At 70.4% G+C, this 19495-nt stretch carries 18 protein-coding genes; 11 read left to right on the top strand and 7 right to left on the bottom strand.

The window, feature by feature from the left end:
• Window positions 1–26 precede the first annotated feature (26 nt).
• The 7 genes from ACIRQ7_RS20925 to ACIRQ7_RS20955 all read left to right on the top strand — a co-directional run bounded on the left by ACIRQ7_RS20925 (window position 27) and on the right by ACIRQ7_RS20955 (window position 8295).
• Entirely contained in the window at window positions 27–611 is a 585-nt protein-coding gene (locus tag ACIRQ7_RS20925) for an NADPH-dependent FMN reductase (protein ID WP_404264243.1), read from the top strand.
• Window positions 612–644: 33 nt separating this feature from the next.
• Entirely contained in the window at window positions 645–2207 is a 1563-nt protein-coding gene (locus ACIRQ7_RS20930) for an acyl-CoA carboxylase subunit beta (protein WP_404264245.1), read from the top strand.
• 328 nt (window positions 2208–2535) lie between these two features.
• A complete protein-coding gene (gene rfbB, locus ACIRQ7_RS20935; protein WP_404264247.1) occupies window positions 2536–3546 on the top strand; it encodes a dTDP-glucose 4,6-dehydratase in 1011 nt (336 codons plus the stop codon).
• Window positions 3543–4847 carry a lipopolysaccharide biosynthesis protein RfbH gene (gene rfbH, locus ACIRQ7_RS20940; protein WP_404264249.1) on the top strand — a complete coding sequence of 435 codons (1305 nt, stop codon included), beginning with the start codon at window positions 3543–3545 and terminating at the stop codon, window positions 4845–4847. The genes rfbB and rfbH overlap by 4 nt, the downstream gene beginning before the upstream one ends.
• On the top strand, window positions 4844–6268 hold the full coding sequence (locus tag ACIRQ7_RS20945) for an NDP-hexose 2,3-dehydratase family protein (protein WP_404264250.1): 1425 nt from the start codon (window positions 4844–4846) through the stop codon (window positions 6266–6268). Before rfbH ends, ACIRQ7_RS20945 begins: the two co-directional genes overlap by 4 nt.
• Window positions 6268–7290, top strand: coding sequence for a Gfo/Idh/MocA family protein (locus ACIRQ7_RS20950; RefSeq protein WP_404264252.1), 1023 nt, complete (start codon window positions 6268–6270; stop codon window positions 7288–7290). The genes ACIRQ7_RS20945 and ACIRQ7_RS20950 overlap by 1 nt, the downstream gene beginning before the upstream one ends.
• Window positions 7291–7473: 183 nt before the next feature.
• On the top strand, window positions 7474–8295 hold the full coding sequence (locus tag ACIRQ7_RS20955; RefSeq protein ID WP_404264254.1) for a BTAD domain-containing putative transcriptional regulator: 822 nt from the start codon (window positions 7474–7476) through the stop codon (window positions 8293–8295).
• A gap of 71 nt (window positions 8296–8366) precedes the next feature.
• Here ACIRQ7_RS20955 and ACIRQ7_RS20960 read toward each other — a convergent pair whose 3' ends face one another.
• Genes ACIRQ7_RS20960 through ACIRQ7_RS20975 form a run of 4 tightly spaced genes read right to left on the bottom strand, consistent with a single transcriptional unit; the run spans window position 8367 to window position 12047 of the window.
• Window positions 8367–9317, bottom strand: a complete 951-nt coding sequence (locus ACIRQ7_RS20960) for a 3-hydroxyacyl-CoA dehydrogenase NAD-binding domain-containing protein (RefSeq protein WP_404264256.1) — start codon at window positions 9315–9317, stop codon at window positions 8367–8369.
• Entirely contained in the window at window positions 9314–10384 is a 1071-nt protein-coding gene (locus ACIRQ7_RS20965; RefSeq protein WP_404264258.1) for an LLM class flavin-dependent oxidoreductase, read from the bottom strand. The genes ACIRQ7_RS20960 and ACIRQ7_RS20965 overlap by 4 nt, the downstream gene beginning before the upstream one ends.
• An 18-nt stretch (window positions 10385–10402) precedes the next feature.
• Complete coding sequence (locus ACIRQ7_RS20970) at window positions 10403–10864, bottom strand: nuclear transport factor 2 family protein (RefSeq protein WP_404264259.1); 462 nt, start codon at window positions 10862–10864, stop codon at window positions 10403–10405.
• A gap of 46 nt (window positions 10865–10910) precedes the next feature.
• Window positions 10911–12047 carry an acyl-CoA dehydrogenase family protein gene (locus tag ACIRQ7_RS20975; RefSeq protein ID WP_404264261.1) on the bottom strand — a complete coding sequence of 379 codons (1137 nt, stop codon included), beginning with the start codon at window positions 12045–12047 and terminating at the stop codon, window positions 10911–10913.
• A gap of 228 nt (window positions 12048–12275) precedes the next feature.
• Here ACIRQ7_RS20975 and rfbA point away from each other — a divergent pair, with 228 nt between their 5' ends.
• The 3 genes from rfbA (at window position 12276) to ACIRQ7_RS20990 (ending at window position 15360) form a co-directional block, all read left to right on the top strand.
• Complete coding sequence (gene rfbA, locus ACIRQ7_RS20980) at window positions 12276–13220, top strand: glucose-1-phosphate thymidylyltransferase RfbA (protein WP_404264263.1); 945 nt, start codon at window positions 12276–12278, stop codon at window positions 13218–13220.
• A 92-nt stretch (window positions 13221–13312) separates the two neighbouring features.
• Window positions 13313–14134, top strand: a complete 822-nt coding sequence (locus ACIRQ7_RS20985) for an SDR family NAD(P)-dependent oxidoreductase (RefSeq protein WP_404264265.1) — start codon at window positions 13313–13315, stop codon at window positions 14132–14134.
• A 50-nt stretch (window positions 14135–14184) separates the two neighbouring features.
• The gene (locus ACIRQ7_RS20990) at window positions 14185–15360 is read left to right on the top strand and encodes an acyltransferase family protein (RefSeq protein ID WP_404264267.1); all 1176 of its coding nucleotides are present in this window, start codon (window positions 14185–14187) and stop codon (window positions 15358–15360) included.
• Between the two features lie 99 nt (window positions 15361–15459).
• On the opposite strand, the gene ACIRQ7_RS20995 is transcribed toward ACIRQ7_RS20990, so the two are convergent.
• The 3 genes from ACIRQ7_RS20995 to fabG are packed head-to-tail and all read right to left on the bottom strand — an operon-like array spanning window position 15460 to window position 18096.
• Entirely contained in the window at window positions 15460–16317 is an 858-nt protein-coding gene (locus ACIRQ7_RS20995) for an oxidoreductase (RefSeq protein WP_404264269.1), read from the bottom strand.
• The gene (locus ACIRQ7_RS21000) at window positions 16314–17264 is read right to left on the bottom strand and encodes an aromatase/cyclase (protein WP_404264271.1); all 951 of its coding nucleotides are present in this window, start codon (window positions 17262–17264) and stop codon (window positions 16314–16316) included. The genes ACIRQ7_RS20995 and ACIRQ7_RS21000 overlap by 4 nt, the downstream gene beginning before the upstream one ends.
• Window positions 17265–17310: 46 nt before the next feature.
• On the bottom strand, window positions 17311–18096 hold the full coding sequence (gene fabG / locus ACIRQ7_RS21005; RefSeq protein WP_404264273.1) for a 3-oxoacyl-ACP reductase FabG: 786 nt from the start codon (window positions 18094–18096) through the stop codon (window positions 17311–17313).
• 212 nt (window positions 18097–18308) lie between these two features.
• Between fabG and ACIRQ7_RS21010 the strand changes: the two genes are divergently transcribed.
• On the top strand, window positions 18309–19460 hold the full coding sequence (locus tag ACIRQ7_RS21010) for a DegT/DnrJ/EryC1/StrS family aminotransferase (protein ID WP_404264275.1): 1152 nt from the start codon (window positions 18309–18311) through the stop codon (window positions 19458–19460).
• The last annotated feature ends 35 nt before the right edge of the window (window positions 19461–19495 follow it).

A 19495-nucleotide genomic window follows, 5' to 3' on the forward strand; every position in this document is an offset into this window, starting at 1 on the left:
GTCCCGTCACGAGAAGAGGAATCACGATGTCGAACGAACCCCTGCGGCTCGCGGTGATCATCAGCAGTGTCCGCGAGGGCCGGATGGGCCCCCAGGTGTCCGAGTGGTTCGCCACCCAGGCCCGGGAACGATCCGACTACACCGTCGATGTGATCGACCTCGCCGAGCACGAACTGCCGGCGGCCATTCAGTACGAGCCCTCCGCACAGGCCGCCGAGGCGCTCGCCACCATCTCGCCGCGGCTGGAGGCGGCCGACGCGTTCGTCGTCGTGGTGCCGGAGTACAACCACAGCTACCCCGCGTCGCTCAAGCACCTCATCGACTGGCACTTCACCCCGTGGCGCGCCAAGCCGGTGGGCTTCGTCTCCTACGGCGGCATGGCCGGCGGCCTGCGCGCCGTGGAGCACCTCCGGTCCGTCTTCGCCGAAATGCATGCGGTGACCGTCCGCGACGGCATCAGCTTCCACACCGTCTGGGAACAGTTCGGCGAGGACGGTGCGCTGAAGGACACCGAGGGACCCGGGACGGCCGCCAAGGTGCTGCTCGACCAGCTGGGGTGGTGGGGCACGGTCCTGCGCGAGGGGCGCGCGAAGACCCCCTACGAGGCCTGACGCTCCCCTCGGCCGAGTGAGAGGTGGCCGCGCATGGCCGGACCCGACGACACGATCCGCTCCCGTACCGACGCGCTCCGCGACAGGAAGGAGGCGGCGCGCGCCGGTGACCGGGGTGCCACCGGGCGTCAGCACGCCAAGGGCAAGCTGACCGCCCACGAGCGGATCGAACTCCTGCTGGACAAAGGGTCCTTCACCGAGATCGAGGGGCTGCGCCGGCACCGCGCCACCGGGTTCGGCATGGAGGCGAGGCGCCCGGACGGCGACGGCGTGGTGACCGGCTGGGGCACCGTCCACGGCCGGACCGTCTTTGTCTACGCGCACGACTTCCGGACGTTCGGCGGCGCGCTCGGTGAGGCGCATGCCGAGAAGATCCACAAGGTCATGGATCTGGCGGAGGCCGCGGGCGCGCCGCTGGTGTCCCTCAACGACGGTGCCGGGGCGCGGATCCAGGAAGGCGTCACCGCGCTGGCCGGGTACGGCGGCATCTTCCGGCGCAACACCCGGGCGTCGGGCGTCATCCCGCAGATCAGCGTGATGCTCGGCCCGTGCGCGGGCGGCGCGGCCTACTCCCCGGCATTGACCGACTTCGTCTTCATGGTCCGGGGCACCTCGCAGATGTTCATCACCGGGCCGGACGTGGTCAAGGCCGTGACCGGCGAGGAGGTCTCCCACAACGGCCTCGGCGGGGCGGATGTGCACGCCGCGGCCTCGGGCGTGGCCCATGGGGCGTACGACGACGAGGAGCACTGCCTCGACGATGTGCGCCGGCTGCTGTCCCTGCTGCCGGCCAACAACCGCGAGCTGGCGCCCGTCGAGCGCTCCGGGGACCCGGCCGGGCGCCGCACGCCCGCGCTGCTCGACCTGGTCCCGGCGCACCCCGGCCGCGCCTACGACATCCGGGCGGTCATCGAGGAGATCGTCGATGACGGGGACCACTTCGAGGTGCACCCCGGGTGGGGAGCCAATCTGGTGTGCGCGCTGGCCCGGCTCGACGGGCACGTGGTCGGTGTCGTCGCCAACCAGCCGCTGTTCATGGCCGGTGTCCTCGACATCGAGGCGTCCGAGAAGGGCGCGCGTTTCGTGCAGTTCTGCGACGCCTTCAACATCCCGCTGCTCACCCTGGTCGACGTGCCCGGTTTCCTGCCGGGCGTCGGCCAGGAGCACCACGGCATCATCCGGCGCGGTGCGAAGCTGCTCTACGCCTACTGCAATGCCACCGTGCCCCGCATCTCACTGGTACTGCGCAAGGCGTACGGGGGCGCCTACATCGTCATGGATTCCCGCTCCATCGGCGCCGACCTGGCGCTGGCCTGGCCCACCAACGAGATCGCGGTGATGGGCGCCGAAGGCGCGGCGAACGTGATCTTCCGGCGGGAGATCGCGGCGGCCGACGATCCGGCGGCCGCCCGCGACCGGCGGGTCAACGAATACCGCGACGCACTGATGCATCCGTATTACGCGGCCGAGCGCGGGCTGATCGACGACGTGATCGATCCGGCCGGGACCCGGTCGGTCCTGATCCGCTCCCTGGACATGCTCCGCACCAAGCACGCCGACCTCCCGAAGCGCAAGCACGGCAATCCGCCGCAGTGATCTCCGTGGTCCCCGCGGGCGGGCGCACAGGGAATTGAGAGAACTTCACGGAAACCTGAGGAAGTCGCCCTTGCCCAGCAATTCGCGGGCGACGAAAATCGGGGGCAGCCTGAGGAGAACGCCGCAGCATGTCCGTTGTCGTCACCCCGTGCTGAATTGACACGCCCCGCGAGGGTGGTCCACGGCGATCCTCACCCGAAGGCCTCGTCCCTTTCGCCGGTTCGTTGACGAAACGCCTCTCCGGACCCCGGTGCCGCTCAGAGGCGTTCACCCGAGGAGACCTTATGACGCAGCGCGCTTTGGACGGCACGGACACCGGGGTGACGGCATGAGACTGCTGGTCACCGGAGGGGCCGGGTTCATCGGTTCGCATTTCGTACGGACCGTGCTGGAGGGCGGGTACCCGGGTCATGAGGACACCCGCGTGACGGTGTTCGACAAGCTCACCTACGCGGGCAACCGCGCGAACCTGCCGGCCGCGCATCCGAAGCTGGAATTCGTCCGCGGCGATGTCTGCGACGGCCGGCTCCTGCGCGAGGTCCTGCCGGGCCATGACGCCGTGCTGCATTTCGCGGCGGAGTCGCATGTCGACCGATCCGTCGATTCCGCCCGCGAGTTCGTGCGCACCAATGTGGGGGGAACCCAGGAACTGCTGGAGGCGTGCCTCGCCACCGGGGTCGACCGGGTCGTGCACATCTCGACGGATGAGGTGTACGGCTCGATCACCGAGGGCTCCTGGACCGAGGACCGGCCGCTGCTGCCCAACTCCCCCTACGCCGCCTCCAAGGCGTCCTCGGACCTGATCGCCCGCGCCTACTGGCGTACCCACGGCCTGGACGTGTCGATCACCCGCTGTTCCAACAATTACGGGCCCTATCAGCACCCGGAAAAGGTGATTCCGCTCTTCACCACCCAGCTGCTGGAGGGAAAGCAGGTCCCGTTGTACGGCGACGGACGCAACGTCCGTGAATGGCTGCACGTCGACGACCACTGCCGGGCGCTCACCCTGGTCCTGGACAAGGGCCGGGCCGGCGAAATCTACAACGTCGGCGGCGGCAACGAGCAGACGAACCGGCATCTCACGGAGCGGCTGCTCGAACTGTGCGGCGCGGACCGCTCGATGGTGCGCGAGGTGGCCGACCGGAAGGGCCACGATCTGCGCTACGCCCTGGACGAGAGAAAGATTCGCGAAGAGCTCGGATACGCCCCACGCGTCCCGTTCGAGAAGGGGCTCGCCGAGACCGTCGCGTGGTATCGCGACAACCCCGGCTGGTGGACACCCGTGAAATACCGCAGGGACGAACTCGCCCGGCAGGGCGCGGAAGGAAGCACCTCATGAACGTCCACAAAGGCCTGATTCTCGACGAGACCGTGAAATTCCATCAGGGCACCGAGAACGAGCGGCCGTTCGTTCCGGGCACCACGGAAATCTGGCCGGCGGGCGCCGTGCTCGATGCCCGCGACCGTACCGCGCTGGTCGAGGCCGCCCTGGAAATGCGTATCGCCGCCGGGCCGAGCGCCCGCACATTCGAGTCACGCTTCGCCCGGAAGCTCGGCCGCCGCAAGGCGCACCTGACGAACTCCGGCTCCTCCGCGAACCTGCTGGCGATGACGGCGTTCACCTCCCATCTGCTGGAGGACCGCAGGCTCCTGCCGGGCGATGAAGTGATCACCGTGGCGGCCGGATTTCCGACCACCGTCAACCCGATCATTCAAAACGGCCTGGTGCCCGTATTCGTCGACGTCGAGCTGGGCACGTACAACACCACCGCGGACCGGGTGGCCGAGGCCATCGGCCCGAAAACCCGCGCCATCATGATCGCCCACGCGCTGGGCAACCCTTTCGAGGTCGCCGCCATCGCGCAACTCGCCGAGGACCACGACCTTTTCCTGATCGAGGACAACTGCGACGCGGTGGGCTCGACCTACGACGGGAAACTCACCGGCACCTTCGGCGACCTCACGACGGTCAGTTTCTATCCGGCCCACCACCTCACCATGGGCGAGGGCGGTTGCGTACTGACGTCGAATCTCTCGCTCGCCCGGATCGTGGAGTCGCTGCGCGACTGGGGCCGCGATTGCTGGTGCGAGCCGGGCGAGACCAACAAATGCCTCAAGCGGTTCGACTACCAGATGGGCACCCTCCCCGAGGGCTACGACCACAAATACATCTTCTCCCACGTCGGCTACAACCTGAAGGCCACCGACATCCAGGCGGCCCTGGGCCTGACCCAGCTCGACAAGCTCGATGAATTCTGTGCCGCCCGCCGCAGCAACTGGCGCCGGCTGCGCGACGGCCTGGAGGGCACCCCTCATCTGCTGCTGCCCCGGGCCACCCCGCGCAGTGACCCCAGCTGGTTCGGCTTCGCGCTGACGGTGGACCCGCAGGCGCCGTTCCGGCGGGCCGAACTGGTGGCCTTCCTGGAGGACCGGAAGATCGGTACGCGCCGCCTCTTCGCCGGCAACCTCACCCGGCACCCCGCGTACATCGGACAGCCGCACCGGGTGGTGGGGGAGCTCACCAACAGCGACGTCATCACCGAGCAGACCTTCTGGGTGGGCGTGTACCCGGCGCTGACCGACGAGATGCTCGACTACGTCATCAGCAGCATCAAGGAGTTCGTGGAGGCCCGCGGATGACCGCCCGCACCGCACCGCCGGCACCCGCGCCCTGCGCCCTGCGCCCGCGGACGGACCGGCACCTGCCGCGTCGCTTCGCCCGCTCCGCGGCCACCGAACAGGGCGTCATGCTGTCCACCGACGACGTGTCCGACTGGCTGGCGGACCGCTATCGGGCCCACCGGTTCCGCGTGGACCGGATTCCCTTCGCGGAACTGGACGCCTGGTCGTTCGATCCGGCCACGGGCAACCTCGGCCACCGCAGCGGAAAGTTCTTCACCGTCGAAGGCCTGCGCGTGACCGTCGGCGAGGAGCCGGGGCGCACCTGGCACCAGCCGATCATCTCCCAGCCCGAGGTGGGCATACTCGGCATCCTGTGCAAGGAATTCGACGGGGTGCTGCACTTCCTCATGCAGGCCAAGATGGAGCCGGGCAACGCCAATCTGCTCCAGCTGTCGCCGACCGTGCAGGCCACCCGCAGCAACTACACCAAGGCCCACCGGGGCGCCGACGTGCGGTATGTGGAGATGTTCACGGGCCGGGGCGGCGGCCGGGTGATCGCCGACGTCCTGCAGTCCGAGCACGGCTCCTGGTTCTACCGCAAGAGCAACCGCAACATGCTCGTCGAGGTGTCCGGCGAGGTCCCGCTGCACGAGGACTTCTGCTGGCTGACGCTCGGCCAGATCGGCGCCCTGCTGCGCCGCGACAACGTGATCAACATGGACGCCCGCACCGTGCTCGCCTGCGCCCCCTACTCCGAGCCGGACCCGGAGCGGGACGGCGGCGCGCCGGCCCTGCACGCCGACACCGAGCTGCTGTCCTGGTTCTCCGGCGAGCGGTCCCGCCACGACGTGAGGGCCGAACGGGTCCCGCTGGCCGGCATCCCCGGGTGGAAGCGGGGCGACCGGTCGATCGACCACGAGGAGGGGCGGTACTTCAGCGTGGTGGCGGTCGGCGTGCAGGCGGGCAACCGCGAGGTCACCCGCTGGACGCAACCGCTGTTCGAGCCGGTCGGGCTCGGTGTCACCGCCTTCCTGACCCGCAGAATCGGCGGAGAGCCGCACCTCTTGGTGCACGCCAGGGTCGAGGGCGGCTTCGCCGACACCGTCGAACTCGGTCCCACCGTGCAGTACACGCCCGCGAATTACGCCCATCTCCCCGCCACCGAACGGCCGTTGTTCCTCGATCACGTCCTGGAGGCCGACGCCTCGCGGATCCGCTACGAGGCGCGGCACTCCGAGGAGGGCGGACGCTTCCTGAACGCCGAGAGCCGCTACCTGTTCGTCGAAGCCGACGAGGCGACGGCTCCGCTCGCCGCGCCGCCGGGCTATTTCTGGGCCGCCCCCGGTCAGCTCACCGGCTTCCTGCGCCACAACCACTACCTCAATGTGCAGGCGCGCACCCTGCTGTCGTGCCTGACCTCGGGCGCGGTGCGGCTCTGATGGATCCCGTGCGTATCGGCGTACTCGGCTGTGCGGACATCGCGCGGCGGCGCATGCTCCCGGCGATGCGGGACTGCGCGGACGTGGAGCTGGTCGCGGTGGCCAGCCGGCACGCCGCAACGGCCGCCGCAACGGCCGCGGACTTCCACTGCCGGCCCGTCACCGGCTACCCGGCACTGCTGGAGATCCCGGACGTCGACGCCGTGTACGTTCCGCTGCCCGCGGCCCTGCACGCCCCATGGGTGTCGGCCGCGCTGCAGGCCGGCAAGCACGTCCTCGCGGAGAAGCCGCTCACCACGGACCTGGCGGCCACCCGGCGGCTCGCCGCCCTCGCCGCCGACGGCGGACTGGCGCTGATGGAGAACGTCATGTTCGTCCACCACTCCCGCCACGAGCGGGTGCGCGCACTCGTCGCCGACGGGGCGATCGGAGCGCCACGCACGTTTCAGGCCACCTTCGCCGTACCCCGGCTGCCGGAGAGCGACATCCGCTACGACCCGGCGCTCGGCGGGGGAGCCCTGTGGGACACCGGCGTCTACCCGGTACGGGCCGCCGTGCACTTCCTCGGCGAGGGCCTCCGGGTCGAGGGAGCGGTGCTCGCCGGGGACGCGGGCGGGCGGGTGGACACGGCGGGTACCGCCCTGCTGTCGACGCCCGACGGCGTCACCGCCCAACTGGCCTTCGGCCTCGACCACTCCTACCGGTCGTGCTACGAGATCTGGGGGAGCGCGGGGCGGATCGTCGTCGACCGTGCGTTCACTCCGCCGGCCGGTCACCCGGCCCGCATCGTCCTCGAACGCCGTACCGGCACCGAGGAGATCACCCTTGCGCCGGAGGACCAGGTGCACCGCACGCTCGTCGCCTTCGCGCTGGCCGTCCGCACCGGGGCCCCGCTGCCACCGGCATCGCTGCACCAGGCCGCCCTGCTGGAGGAGCTGCGCCGGAGCGCGGCCGACGGCAAAAACCCCGGCCGACACCCGGCCCGCACAATGCTGACGCAAGTTGACAGCAGCCTGACATAACCCACCTTGACGCAATTATTCGGTCCGGAGGAGACTCATGGTGATTCAAAGCGGACGGGCCGGCCAATAGCCATATTCGCGACGATCACCTGCACGACTGGTCCAGCCGTCCGGTGTAGGGGTCGATTGGCATCGGATGCCAGGGAAAATCGCTGTCCTTGCTTGACGAGGAGTCATCGCCCCATGCGTTTCCATCTCATCGGACCTTTTGAAATCGTCGCCGACGACGGCAGGATCCACCGGCCCGGAACCCCGAAGGTCTGCCAGACCCTGGCCCTGCTCCTGACCCGGCCGAACGAGATCGTCACCGCCGAATCCCTTATCCAGGAACTGTGGGGCGAACGCCCGCCCCGCAGCGCCGTCACCACACTGCAGACGTACATCTACCACGCCCGGCGGATGTTCCTCCAGGAGGAACTCGTCGCCCCCGAACGCGCGTTGATAGTCACCAGCCCGCCCGGATACACGATCCAGGTCGCCGATGACGAGGTCGACATCAGGGTATTCGAGAAGCTGGTGACGCAATCGCGCAATCTGCTGTGCGACGGGGATGCCGTGGCGGCCCTGCGGACCGTCCGGGAAGCGCTCGACCTCTGGCGCGGACCGGCCCTTTCGCATTTCCCCGCGGGCGATCTGCTCACCGGCCATATCGTGCACCTGGAAGAATTGCGCATTCGTGCCTTCGAAATCCGCATCGAGGCCGAGGAACGGCTCGGCCGGCACCGGGAGTCGATTCCTGAGCTGCGCCGGCTGATCAACGACTACCCGCTCAACGAGTGGTTCCACAGCCAGCTCATCGCCGCCCTCGGCGCCGCCGGACGCCGCGCCGAGGCCCTGCAGGCCTATGAGCACGTACGGCGGCTGCTCGCCGATGAGCTGGGCCTGGAGCCCTCGCTCGAACTGAAGCGGATCCAGATCCGGTTGCTCAGCCCGGAGGCGATGGACGCCTGGGCACCGGTGCGGATGTCCGGCCAGGAGCCGGCGGCGCTGCGGTCCGGTATCTGAGCCGCACCCTCCACCCGCCGAAAAGTCCCGGTGCGGCCACTTGGGCCGCACCGGGACTTTTCGGTGGTGCGTCAGGTCGCCCGGTCGGTCCGGGCGAGGGTGCGGAGGATCGCGGTCTGCTTGGTGTCGCGTGCGCGCACCAGCTCCTCGTACGACATCGCGCCGTAGGCCTGCTCCGCCTGCTCGATGAGCGAGTGGATCGTCTCGTCGTCCATCGGGGGGCGCCCCAGCAGCTCCCAGCCGCTTTCGAGCCCCGCGCCGAGCGTCGTCAGCCACTTGCGCAGACCGCCGGTACCGCCGCCCAGGTGGAAGGCGAGGAACGGGCCGATGGTGGCCCAGCGCAGCCCGATGGAGTGGGTGACCACCCGGTCCAGCTCCTCCAGGGTGACGACGCCCTCGCGCACCAGGTGCACGGACTCGCGCAGCAGCGCGGACTGCAGCCGGTTGGCGGCGAACGCCAGGATCGGCTTGCGCAGCACGATCGGCACCCGGCTGACCGACTCGAAGAACGCCACCGCCTCCTGCACCGCCTCGGCGGATGTCCGCTCGCCGGCCACGACCTCCACGAGCGGCACCACATGCGGCGGGTTGAAGGGGTGGCCGACGACCAGCCGCCCGGAGTCCGCCATCCTGGCCCCCATGTCGTCGGGGTTCAGGGTGGAGGTGGACGACAACAGCAGGGCGTCCGGGCGGGCCGCCTTGCCGATCCGTTCGAACAGCTCCTGCTTGAGCTCCAGATTCTCCGGCGCGTTCTCGACGACGACATCGGCGCCCGCGACCGCCCGTTCCAGGTCCGGCTCGAATTCCAGACGAGCGGCGAACGTCGCCGGGTCCGCGGTCCCCTCCGGCAGGAACGGGCTCAGCAGCTCCAGCGCCTCGTTGACGTGCGCCGGGGCGTCGGCCCGGCGGCTGTTGACCCGCACCCGCAGCCCGTGGCCGAGGAAGAGGGCGATCCAGCCCAGGCCGATGGTGCCGGCCCCGATCACCGTGACCGTCCGCGTGCCGCTGCCGCTGCCGCTCATGAGAGTCCTCCGCCCAGCTTCGGAATGACCTGCTCCGCCATCAGCCGCATCGTCGTCGCCGCGCTCTCGTACGACAGATGCCCCGAGTGCACGCCGAGACTGATGGTGACGTCGTCACCGAACCACTCGGCGATCTGCTCCAACTGGCCGCGCACCTGGTCGGGCGCGCCGATGAGCAACTTCTGCTGTTCCATCTTGGTTTCGAAGTGCGAGCGCTTCGTGGCCTGGACCAGCTTCTCGTACCCCGGATAGGCCTCGGACCGGGTGTTCTCCCAGGAAGCGACGGCGACCCGGATCGCCGCGGAATTGCGGTCGTCGTCGTAGCGGCCCTTGCGCAGGGCCTCGCCGCCGTCCTCGTCCACCACACACGGGTAGCTGAACTGGATCTGCTCGGTGCCCGGCGGGTGCCCGGCCGCGGCCCACTCGGAGCGGAAGACCCGCAGCCGGCTCTGCAGCTCCTCCGTCGACATGACGTTGGGCACGGTCTGCAGATGGTGTCCGGCACGGCCCGCCTCGGCGCACGACTCGGCGCTGCGGGCGGTGGTGACGTAGACGGGCGGGTGCGGTGCCTGGAGCGGCCGGGGCAGCAGGGTGACCGGACCGAACTGGTGGAACTGCCCGTCGAAGACGACATCCTCCTCGGACCAGAGGCGTTTGATGGCCTCGACGCCCTCCCGGAAGCGGTCCTTGGACTCGTCGATGGGAATGCCGAAGGCGTTGAACTCATCGGGCAGGAAGGCCCGTCCGAAGGCCGCGTCGACCCGGCCGCCCGAGATGTTGTCGAGCATGGCCAGCTTGCCGGCCAGTTTCACCGGGTGCTGGAAGGCGGGGATGGTGGCGCTGGTGCCCAGCCGTACCCGCCGGGTGCGGCCCGCGGCGGCGGCGAGGAAGGTCACCGGGTCCGGACTGTAGCCGCCGTACGCGAAGAAGTAGTGCTCGACGATCTTGACGTGGTCGAACCCGAGCGTCTCGGCGAGGTCGACGAGGCGCAGTGCCTCGTCGAAGTACTGCTGAGCGGGCTTGTCGGCCGGGCCGACGGTGGGGAAGAAGACGATGCCGAATTTCACGCTGGCTCCTCAGCCTGGTCAGTCGCGGACGGAGCCGTCGTGGTGCAGGTCGCGGTGGCGGACCTGCCAGGTCCCGTCCACCTGGACGAGGCGGTCGTGGCACACCACGCTGGCGAAGATGTCGAGAGCGCCGCCGCGCGGGACGCGCATGGCCAGCGCATAGGCGCGGGTCCGCAACGAGCCGTCGTCCTGCGGGAGTACGTCGAGCATGCCGAGCCAGTGCCGGAAGTCGATCTTGTCCCCGTCCAGGCGCTTCTTGCGCGCACGGGAGGACTCCCGGATGGCGTCCCGGCCGCGCAGCGGCTCGTTCAGCCGGCTGGCTTCCTGGAAGACCGCGTCCTCGGTGAAGGTCTCGGCCCAGTCGTCGGGCCGCCCGTCGTCGAGAAGACCCATCTGCCGGGCGTAGAACTGCTGTACCAACGTGTACAGCTCGGCGGAGACGAACGCGTTCGCCGGACCGCTCGAAGGGGTGTCGCTCATGCGAACCGCCTTTCCTCAGTGCGCCGGATGACCGGCATGGATGTCGTTACCGGGTCGGAAAACGTCGAAAGGCCGACGGGTCCAGCAGCCGGGCGCCGTAAGCCGCCCCCACCGGGCCGAAGCGCAGTGCCACATGGCTGGCCAGACTGTGCACGTCGCGCCAGATGCGTTGCAGCGGGTGTCCGGCGAGCTGGCCCGAACTGCCCGAGGTGCGCAGCAACTCCTCGACGACGTCGACGAGTTGATCGACGGCGTGTGCACAGTCCGCGGGGCTGCGCACCAGCTCGTGGGGGCCTGCGTGCGGGGCGTCGGCGACCCGGGCTGCGCGTTCCATCAGCAGCCCGGCACCGTCGACGCCGATCGCCATACGGGCCAGCGAGGTGCGCGCCGCGACGTTCGTGTCGTCGGTGGCGGCACCGGAGTGTTCCGCCCACACCCGCAGCGCCGCTCGCGCCGCGCCCAGCGCGGGCGCGCCGAACAGCAGCCCGCTCAGCAGCCGCAGCGGAGCCGTGTGGCAGCGGGCGTCCGAGCCGACGCTGTTCCCGTCCGCCATGTCCTGCCGGCGGAAACCGCGGTGGCCGGGCACGAACACGTTGTCCGCCAGCAGGGTGTCGCTGCCCGTGCCGCGCATCCCCACCGAGGTCCAGGTGTCGGCCACCCGGTAGTCCTGGCGGGGCAGTGCGAAGAACCAGGGCTCCCGCCCGTTCGCGCGGGGCACCATCGCACAGACCAGCGCCCAGTCGGAGAGGGCCACCGCGCTGGTGAAGTTCCATTCACCGGTCACCCGCCAGCCGCCGGTGACCTCGGTGGCGCTCCCCCGGGGAACCAGCGCGCCCACCACGGCGGTGTCCGCGCTCTTCGCCCAGAGCTCCTGCTGCCCCTCCTCGGGAAGGTAGGCGCCCATCCGGCCCGCTCCCGCGAGGACCGAGGCGCACCAGGCGGCCGAGGTGCAGCCCTGCGCGACGGTGGACACGGCGTGCAGCAGGTCCGTGACGGACCCGGCGCTGCCGCCCCAGCGGGCGGGGACGAAGTGCCGGGCGAACCCGGCCTCGACGACGCCGTCCGCCACGGCACGCGGCAACGCCCTTGCGGAGTCGGCCTGTTCGGCGTGGAGGGCCGCGACCGAGGCGAACTCCTCCGCTCGGGAGGGCAGATCGGGGCCAGGCGTCGGCCAACTGGTCATCAGGGCTACTTCCTCGTTCGTCGTGACGAAGCCGGCAGGGCGGATCCCGGGGAACGGGGCAACCGTGGCCCGGGGTGATCCAGGGAGCCTGGAAGGCGGCTCGACGCTCCGCGCACCGCGGGTGTGCCCTGGCGGGCGTCTCGACCCGGGTTCGACCGGGGCCCGCCAGCCTGCAGCGCGTACGGGCTCCTGACGGCCTGCGGCCGACGACTACACGAGGTGACGACCGTGAAAGGAATCATTCTCGCCGGGGGGAACGGCACCCGGCTGCACCCCATCACGCTCGGGGTGTCCAAACAGCTCCTGCCCGTCTACGACAAACCCATGATCTATTACCCGCTGTCGGTCCTCATGCTGGCCGGCATCCGCGACATCCTCGTCATCTCCTCGCCGCGTGATCTGCCGTTGTTCCGCACGGTGTTGGGGGACGGCGAGGCGCTGGGCATCAGCCTGTCGTACGCGGAGCAGGCCGAGCCGCGCGGGCTGGCCGAAGCCTTCACCATCGGCGCCGGCCACATCGGCACGGACTCCGTCGCGCTGGTCCTGGGCGACAACATCTTCCACGGCCCCGGCTTCTCGCCGCTGCTGCGGCAGCACATGCCGCACGAGAAGGGCGCGCTGCTGTTCGGCTACCCGGTGCGGGACCCCGAGCGCTACGGGGTCGGCGAGGCGGACGCCCAGGGGCGGCTGGTCTCCCTGGAGGAGAAGCCGGCCGAGCCCCGTTCGAACCGGGCCATCACCGGCCTGTACTTCTACGACAACGACGTGGTGGCCATCGCCCGCGACCTGCGCCCGTCCGCGCGGGGGGAGTTGGAGATCACCGACGTCAACCGGCACTACCTCGCCCGGGACGAGGCCCGCCTGGTGGACCTGGGGCGGGGCTTCACCTGGCTGGACACCGGAACCCACGACACGCTGCTCGACGCCGGGAAATACATCCAGACCCTGGAGCAGCGCCAGGGCCTGCGGATCGCCTGCATCGAGGAGGTCGCGCTGCGCATGGGATTCATCGACGCGCAGCAGTGCCACCGGCTCGGCGAACGGCTCGGCACCTCGGGCTACGGGCGCTACGTCATGGACGTCGCCGAGTCGCTGCGCTACGCCCGGCCGGAGGAGCGCGGTGGCTCCCTGGGACGCCCCCAGGACGGGCGCGGAACGCCGGCCGCGGTCTGAGGGCCGTCAGGCCGACGGGTTCGAGACATCCTCCAGCGGTCCTCGGCGCGGCCCGGCCACAGTGAGCCGTTGTCCGACGAGTGGAGGTACCCATGAACCTGACGGATCAGGTGGCGATCGTGACCGGCGGCGGCCGGGGGATCGGGCGGCAGATCGCGCTGTCCCTCGCCGCGGCGGGCGCCCGGGTGGCGATCCTGGCACGCAGCCGCGAGGAGCTGGCACACACCGCCCGGCTGGCCGGCGAGCACGCCGCACGGGTGCTCGTGACCCCGGCCGACATGACCGACGCCGCGTCCGTCCGGCAGGTCGTCGCGCAGGTGACGGACCATTTCGGCCCGGTCAGCCTGCTGGTCAACAACGCGGCGGTCTACACGCCGGGGGAGCCGCCCCTGTGGGAGGCGGACCTGGACGCCTGGTGGCACGACATGGAGGTCAATGTCCGCGGGCCCCTCGTCTGCATCCGCGCCGTCCTGCCGGCGATGGTCGCCGAGGGCCGCGGCCGGATCATCACGCTCAGCAGCGACAGCGGTGTGCTGCCCTATCCGCTCTCCTCGTACTCCTTCGGCAAGAGCGCGCTGGTGCGGCTCACCGAGACTCTCGGTGTCTCCCTGGAGCGGGCGGGCAGCGGCGTGTGCACCTTCGCGGTCAGCCCCGGGGCGGTGCGTACCCGCCTGACCGAGACCTTCGCGGCCAAGTTCCCCGACATGGAGTGGACTCCGGCCGAGTACAGCGGCCGGCTCGTCACCGCACTGGCCTCCGGCCGCTACGACGCCCTGCACGGCCGGTATGTGTCGGTCAACGATGACCTCGACCTGCTGATGGCACGCCTGGACGAGGTGCACAAGGAGGAGCTGCTGGTGCAGCGGATGCGCGCCTATGACGCGGACGGCGTGATCACCACCGATTGGGAATAGCGCCTTCCCGGCCCTGACACCCCTGCCCGCATCTTCCCGGAGGCCGACGCATGCCGGACCCGAGTCCCCCTCAGCGCCCCGCGGCGCTCCCGACCCTGACCGGCATGCGCTTCCTCGCGGCGCTGCTGGTCTTCTTCTCCCACGTCTCCGCGGCGTGGATGTTCACCGATGCGCAGTTCAACGAGGGCTTCGACAAGTACGCCGGCACGCTCGGCGCCATCGGTGTGTCGTTCTTCTTCACCCTCAGCGGCTTCGTGCTCACCTGGTCCGCGCGGGACGGCGACCGCCCGCTGCTGTTCTGGCGCCGCCGCCTCGCCAAGATCTATCCGACGCACGTCCTCACCTGGACCGCGGGTCTTGTGCTGACGCTGCTGGCCGGTCAGGCCGTCACGACCGGGGAGGTGCTGCCGGGCCTGTTCCTCGTCAACGCCTGGGTCCCGGAATACCTCGTCATCCGCGGCACCAACGGCGCGGCCTGGTCGCTCGGCGTGGAGCTGGTCTTCTACCTCTGCTTCCCGCTGCTGCTGGCGCTGGTGAAGAGGATCCGCGCGGAGCATCTGTGGAAATGGGCCGGCGCGGTCGTCCTCGGCGCCCTGCTCGTCCCGCTGGTCGCGGAGACCCTGCTGCCCCAGGAGACCATGCCCGGCCTCAAGTACGGCTGGTGGCAGTACTGGTTCGTCTACTTCGTTCCCGTCAACCGGATGTACGAGTTCGTGCTCGGCATCCTGCTGGCCCGGATCGTGATGAGCGGGCGGTGGATCCCGGTGAACCGGGCCGTTGCGGCGCTCACCCTGATCCCCGGCTACCTCCTGACCGTCTTCGTCCCCACCTCGTACGGACTGGTGCTGCCGCTGCTGGTCCCGCTCGGCCTGATCGTGGCGAGCGGCGCCCAGGCCGATATCGACGGCCGGACCGGTCTGCTCGGCGGTCGCGCCATGGTGTGGCTGGGGGAGGTCTCGTTCGCCTTCTACATGCTGCACATGGTGGTGGCCGGACCCGGCCCGGCGAAGTTCGGCAGCGGCCACCAGTGGGGCGCCGTGGAGGCGGTCTCCCGCATCGGAGGGTGGTTCCTCCTCACCCTCGCTCTCGCCTGGGTCCTCTACCGGACCGTGGAACTGCCCGTCATGCGGCGCTGGTCCCGGCCGCGCGCCCGCCGCGTGACGGCCGGGACGGCCGCGGCCCCGGTCGCCGATCCGGTGCCGCTCACCGGGTCACCTGCCGACTGAGCCCGCCGGCCGGGCCCGCTGCCGCGCCCCCCGGAAACCAGGACCGCCCCCCACGAGCTGATCGTGGGGGGCGGTCCTGGACTTCCGGAGGGCGCGGCCTCAGGGTGCCGTGGCGGCGGGGAAGTCCGTGGTACGGGCCAGGGAGTCCCACTCCTGCCAGCCGGCGAGCCGCTCCCGCAGCACAGTCGGTGCCAGGTCCGCGGCCTTGTTGCCGAGCAGCACCCGCAGCGGGGGCTCGGGCGCGTCGACGAGCTTCAGCAGCGCCTCGCCGGCCTTGCGCGGGTCGCCGGGCTGGAGGTGCGCATAGGCGCCCGACAGACCGTGGCGCTGCTTGGCCAGCACCGCGTCGTACGCGGTGTGCGGGGTGGCGTGCACCATGCTCCCGGCGCTCCACTCGGTCCGGAACTCGCCGGCCTCGACCAGGGTCACCCGGATCCCGAAGTCCGCCACCTCCCGCGCCAGCGTCTCGCCGACGGCCTCCAGCGCCCACTTGCTCGCGCAGTACATCCCGAGGTTGGGGTAGGTGGTGACACCGGCGATGCTCGACATCTGCAGCAGATGGCCGCTGCCCTGGCTCCGCATGACGGGCACCACGGCCTGCGTCACCCACAGCGCGCCGAACAGGTTCACCTCGAACTGGTCGCGGACCTGCTGTTCGCCGACCTCCTCCACCGCCCCGGCCAGCCCGTACCCGGCGTTGTTCAGCACCACGTCGATCCGGCCCGCCCGCGCGGCCGCCTCGCGCACCGCGGCGAACACCGCGGCACGGTCGGTGACATCGAGGGCCATCGGGAGGACGCGCGCACCGAACCGCTCCACCAGGCCGTCCAGGGCGCCGGCCGCGCGGGCCGTGGCGACGACGGTCTCGCCGGCCTCCAGCGCGACCTCGGCGATGGCGCGTCCCAGGCCGCGCGAGGCGCCGGTGACGAACCAGACGCGCGGCGTTTCCCTGCTCATCCCCCCACCTGCCCCTCGGCGTGGTCCTTGGCGTGGTGGAGGGTGGCGAGGCTGTTGGTGCTCAGCGCGCTCCGGACGTACTGCTTCGCGTCCGCCACGGTCGCGTCCGCCCCGAGGATCCTGGCGATGTTGCCCGGATTGATGATCACGGTGTGCTGGGAGGAGGCGGTGGCCCCCCGGTCCGTCTCGGTGAACGTCCAGTACCCGGTGTGCAGCGTCATCAGCGCCGGCAGCGTGGTCTGCTTGTAGGCGATCCTGTGGTGCGGGAAGGTCACCCGGTAGGACTTCGTGGTGTGCACCGACCCGTCCTTGGCCCGGGTGTCCATCTCCAGTTCCTGCAGGCCGGGGGTGTCCTCGGTGAGGCGGACGGAGGAGACGTGCGGGAGCCGCTCGTGCCAGACGTGCGCCTCGTTGATGAAGTCGTAGACATCCTTGGCCGAGCCGTCGACGTGAACGGTGTCCTCGAAGGAGAACATCAGGTCCTCGGTCGCGTGCGCGTGCTCGACGTTGGTCTTCAGGGCCGCGAGCTCCGAGCGGGAGTTCTTGTCGACGGCCCCCTCGATCCATTCGAGGCCCTCGGGGTCGTCGTCGACGGCCCGGTAGTCGTGCGTCAGCCGCACCCGCGACTCGGCCGCCGAGAGCGGCTCGATGATCCAGGTGCCGCCCATCGAGGCGACGGGCGGGGCGGAGACCTCCTGGCGAAAGGTGATCCGCAGCTGCTCGGGATCCAGTGTCCGGCGCGAAGTCCAGTTCTTGGGCTCGCCGTTGGCGGTCGCCCAGATGTGGATCCGCTCCTCGGTCGGGCTCTCGGCGGACCGCTCCACATAGATGGTCGGCGGGAAGATCCGCGGCCAGTTCTCGACTCCCGCGATCAGCTGGTACACGGTGGCGGCGGGGGCCGAGACCGTGATCTCGTGCTCCACTTCCCGCAGTCCGGGCTGCGACATGCTGTGACTCCTCGGATAGGCGCCGGTCTTGACGGAGGTCGCTGGATCAGAAGTTGCCGAGGCCGCCGCACACGTTCAGGGCCTGGGACGTGAGGGAGGCGGCGGTGTCGGAGGCGAGGTAGCCGACGAGCCCGGCGACCTCCTGCGGAGTCGAGTACCGGCCCAGCGGAATCTTGGACCGGAACTTCTCCAGGATGGCGTCCTCCGTGGTGTCGTACGCGGCCGCGTAGCCCGCGCGCACCCGCTGGGCCATGGGCGTCTCCACATACCCGGGGCAGACGGCGTTGACGGTGATGCCGGTGGGCGCGAGTTCGTTGCCCAGCGCCTTGGTGAAGCCGACCACGCCGTGCTTGGACGCCGAGTACGGGGCGCCGAGCACCACGCCCTGCTTCCCGGCGGTGGAGGCGATGTTGATGATCCGGCCGCGGTCCTTGTGCCGCATCCCGCCGGTGTTCAGCACCGCGTGGGTGACCCGGAAGACACTGTTGAGGTTGGTGTCGATCACGTCGTGCCACAGCTCCTCGGCGAGGTCCGCGGTGACCCCGCCGCCGGACCGGCCGGCGTTGTTGACCAGCACGTCGATCGTGCCGAAACGGTCCACGGCGCGCTGCACCCACGCCTGCACAAGGTCGCTGGACCGCACGTCGAGGACGGCCCCGTCGACCTCCAGGCCCTCCGCCGACAGCTCCTTGACCGTGGCGGCGACATTGTCCGCGTCACGGGCACCGATCAGCACCCGGTGGCCGGAGGAGGCCAGGACACGCGCCACCTCCAGGCCGATACCGCTCGTGGCACCGGTGACCACAGCAACTCGCTTGTCCTGCTCGGGCATGAGAACTCCTCTACGGTCTCGACTGATGCCGCAGGCGGAGACTCCGGTCCGGCCCTGGAGCGGCACTCGAAGTGCCCTTGGGCCCGCCGCCCTCCTTCTCGCCGGGGCGGCCGTCCCACCGCCGTGCGCCGGCACGGCCCCATCGGGCTTCGACCGAGGGTCGAGCGGTCCTTCTCAAGCTCGTTCGCGGAATCCTGACGGGAGAGGCGGCTATGATCAATCTCTTTCAGCCCTGTGTGGGTGCTGAGGAACTCGACGCGGTTGCCGAGGTGTTCCAGGACCACTGGCTCGGCCACGGACCACGCACCAAGGCCTTCGAAGCGGCCTTCGCCGCGCACCTCGACGTCGCACCCGAACACGTCATCTTCATCAACTCCGGCACCGCGGGCCTGTTCCTGGCCGTCGAGTCGCTGGACCTCGAAGAAGGCGACGAGGTCGTCCTGCCCTCCCTCAGCTTCCTCGCGGCGGCCAACGCCGTGACGACGGCGGGAGGCCGTCCGGTCTTCTGCGACGTGGACCCGCGCACCCTCAACCCCACCCTTGAGGACATCGAGCGGGCGCTCACCGAGCGGACCAGAGCGGTGGTCGTCCTCCACTACGGCGGCTACCCCGGCGAGATCGTCCGCATCGCCCGGCGCTGCCGCGAACTGGGCATCGCCCTCGTCGAGGACGCCGCCTGCTCGGTGGCCTCCCGCGTCGACGGCCGGGCCGTCGGCACCTTCGGCGACCTGGCCATGTGGAGCTTCGACGCGATGAAGGTCCTCGTCACCGGCGACGGCGGAATGATCTATGTGCGGGACGCGGAACAGGCCGCCCGTATCCGCCGCCTCGCCTACCACGGACTCGCCCAGCCCAGCGGCTTCGGCCACGCCAAGGTGTCGGCACGCTGGTGGGAGCTCGACATTCCCGAGCCAGGCCGCCGCGTCATCGGAAACGACCTGACCGCCGCGATCGGCTCCGTCCAGCTCCGCCGGCTCCCCGCGATGGTGGCCCGCCGCAAGGAGATCGTGGACCGCTACGACCAGGAGCTCGCCGGGCTCGACACGCTGCTCACGCCGCCCCCGCTGCCCGAGGGCCAGGAGTCCACCCACTACTTCTACTGGGTGCAGATGGCACCGGGGGTCCGCGACGAGGTGGCGGGCGACCTGCTGGCCGACGGGATCTACACCACGTTCCGCTACGCCCCGCTGCACAGGGTCCCGGCATACGGCCCGTCCGCTCCCGAACTGCCGGCCTCCGACTGGGCCGCCGACCGGACGCTCTGCCTGCCCCTGCACCCCGACCTCAGCGACGCCGACGTGCTGACCGTCACCGCCTCCCTGCGCAAGGCACTGGAGAACCGCCGGGCCGGAGCCGTCGCGTGAAGCGGCCCGGCCCCGGCAGGGCCGCCCCCGCGCTC

Origin of the sequence: Streptomyces sp. NPDC101393 (assembly GCF_044767385.1) — a bacterium.
Taxonomy (GTDB): domain Bacteria; phylum Actinomycetota; class Actinomycetes; order Streptomycetales; family Streptomycetaceae; genus Streptomyces.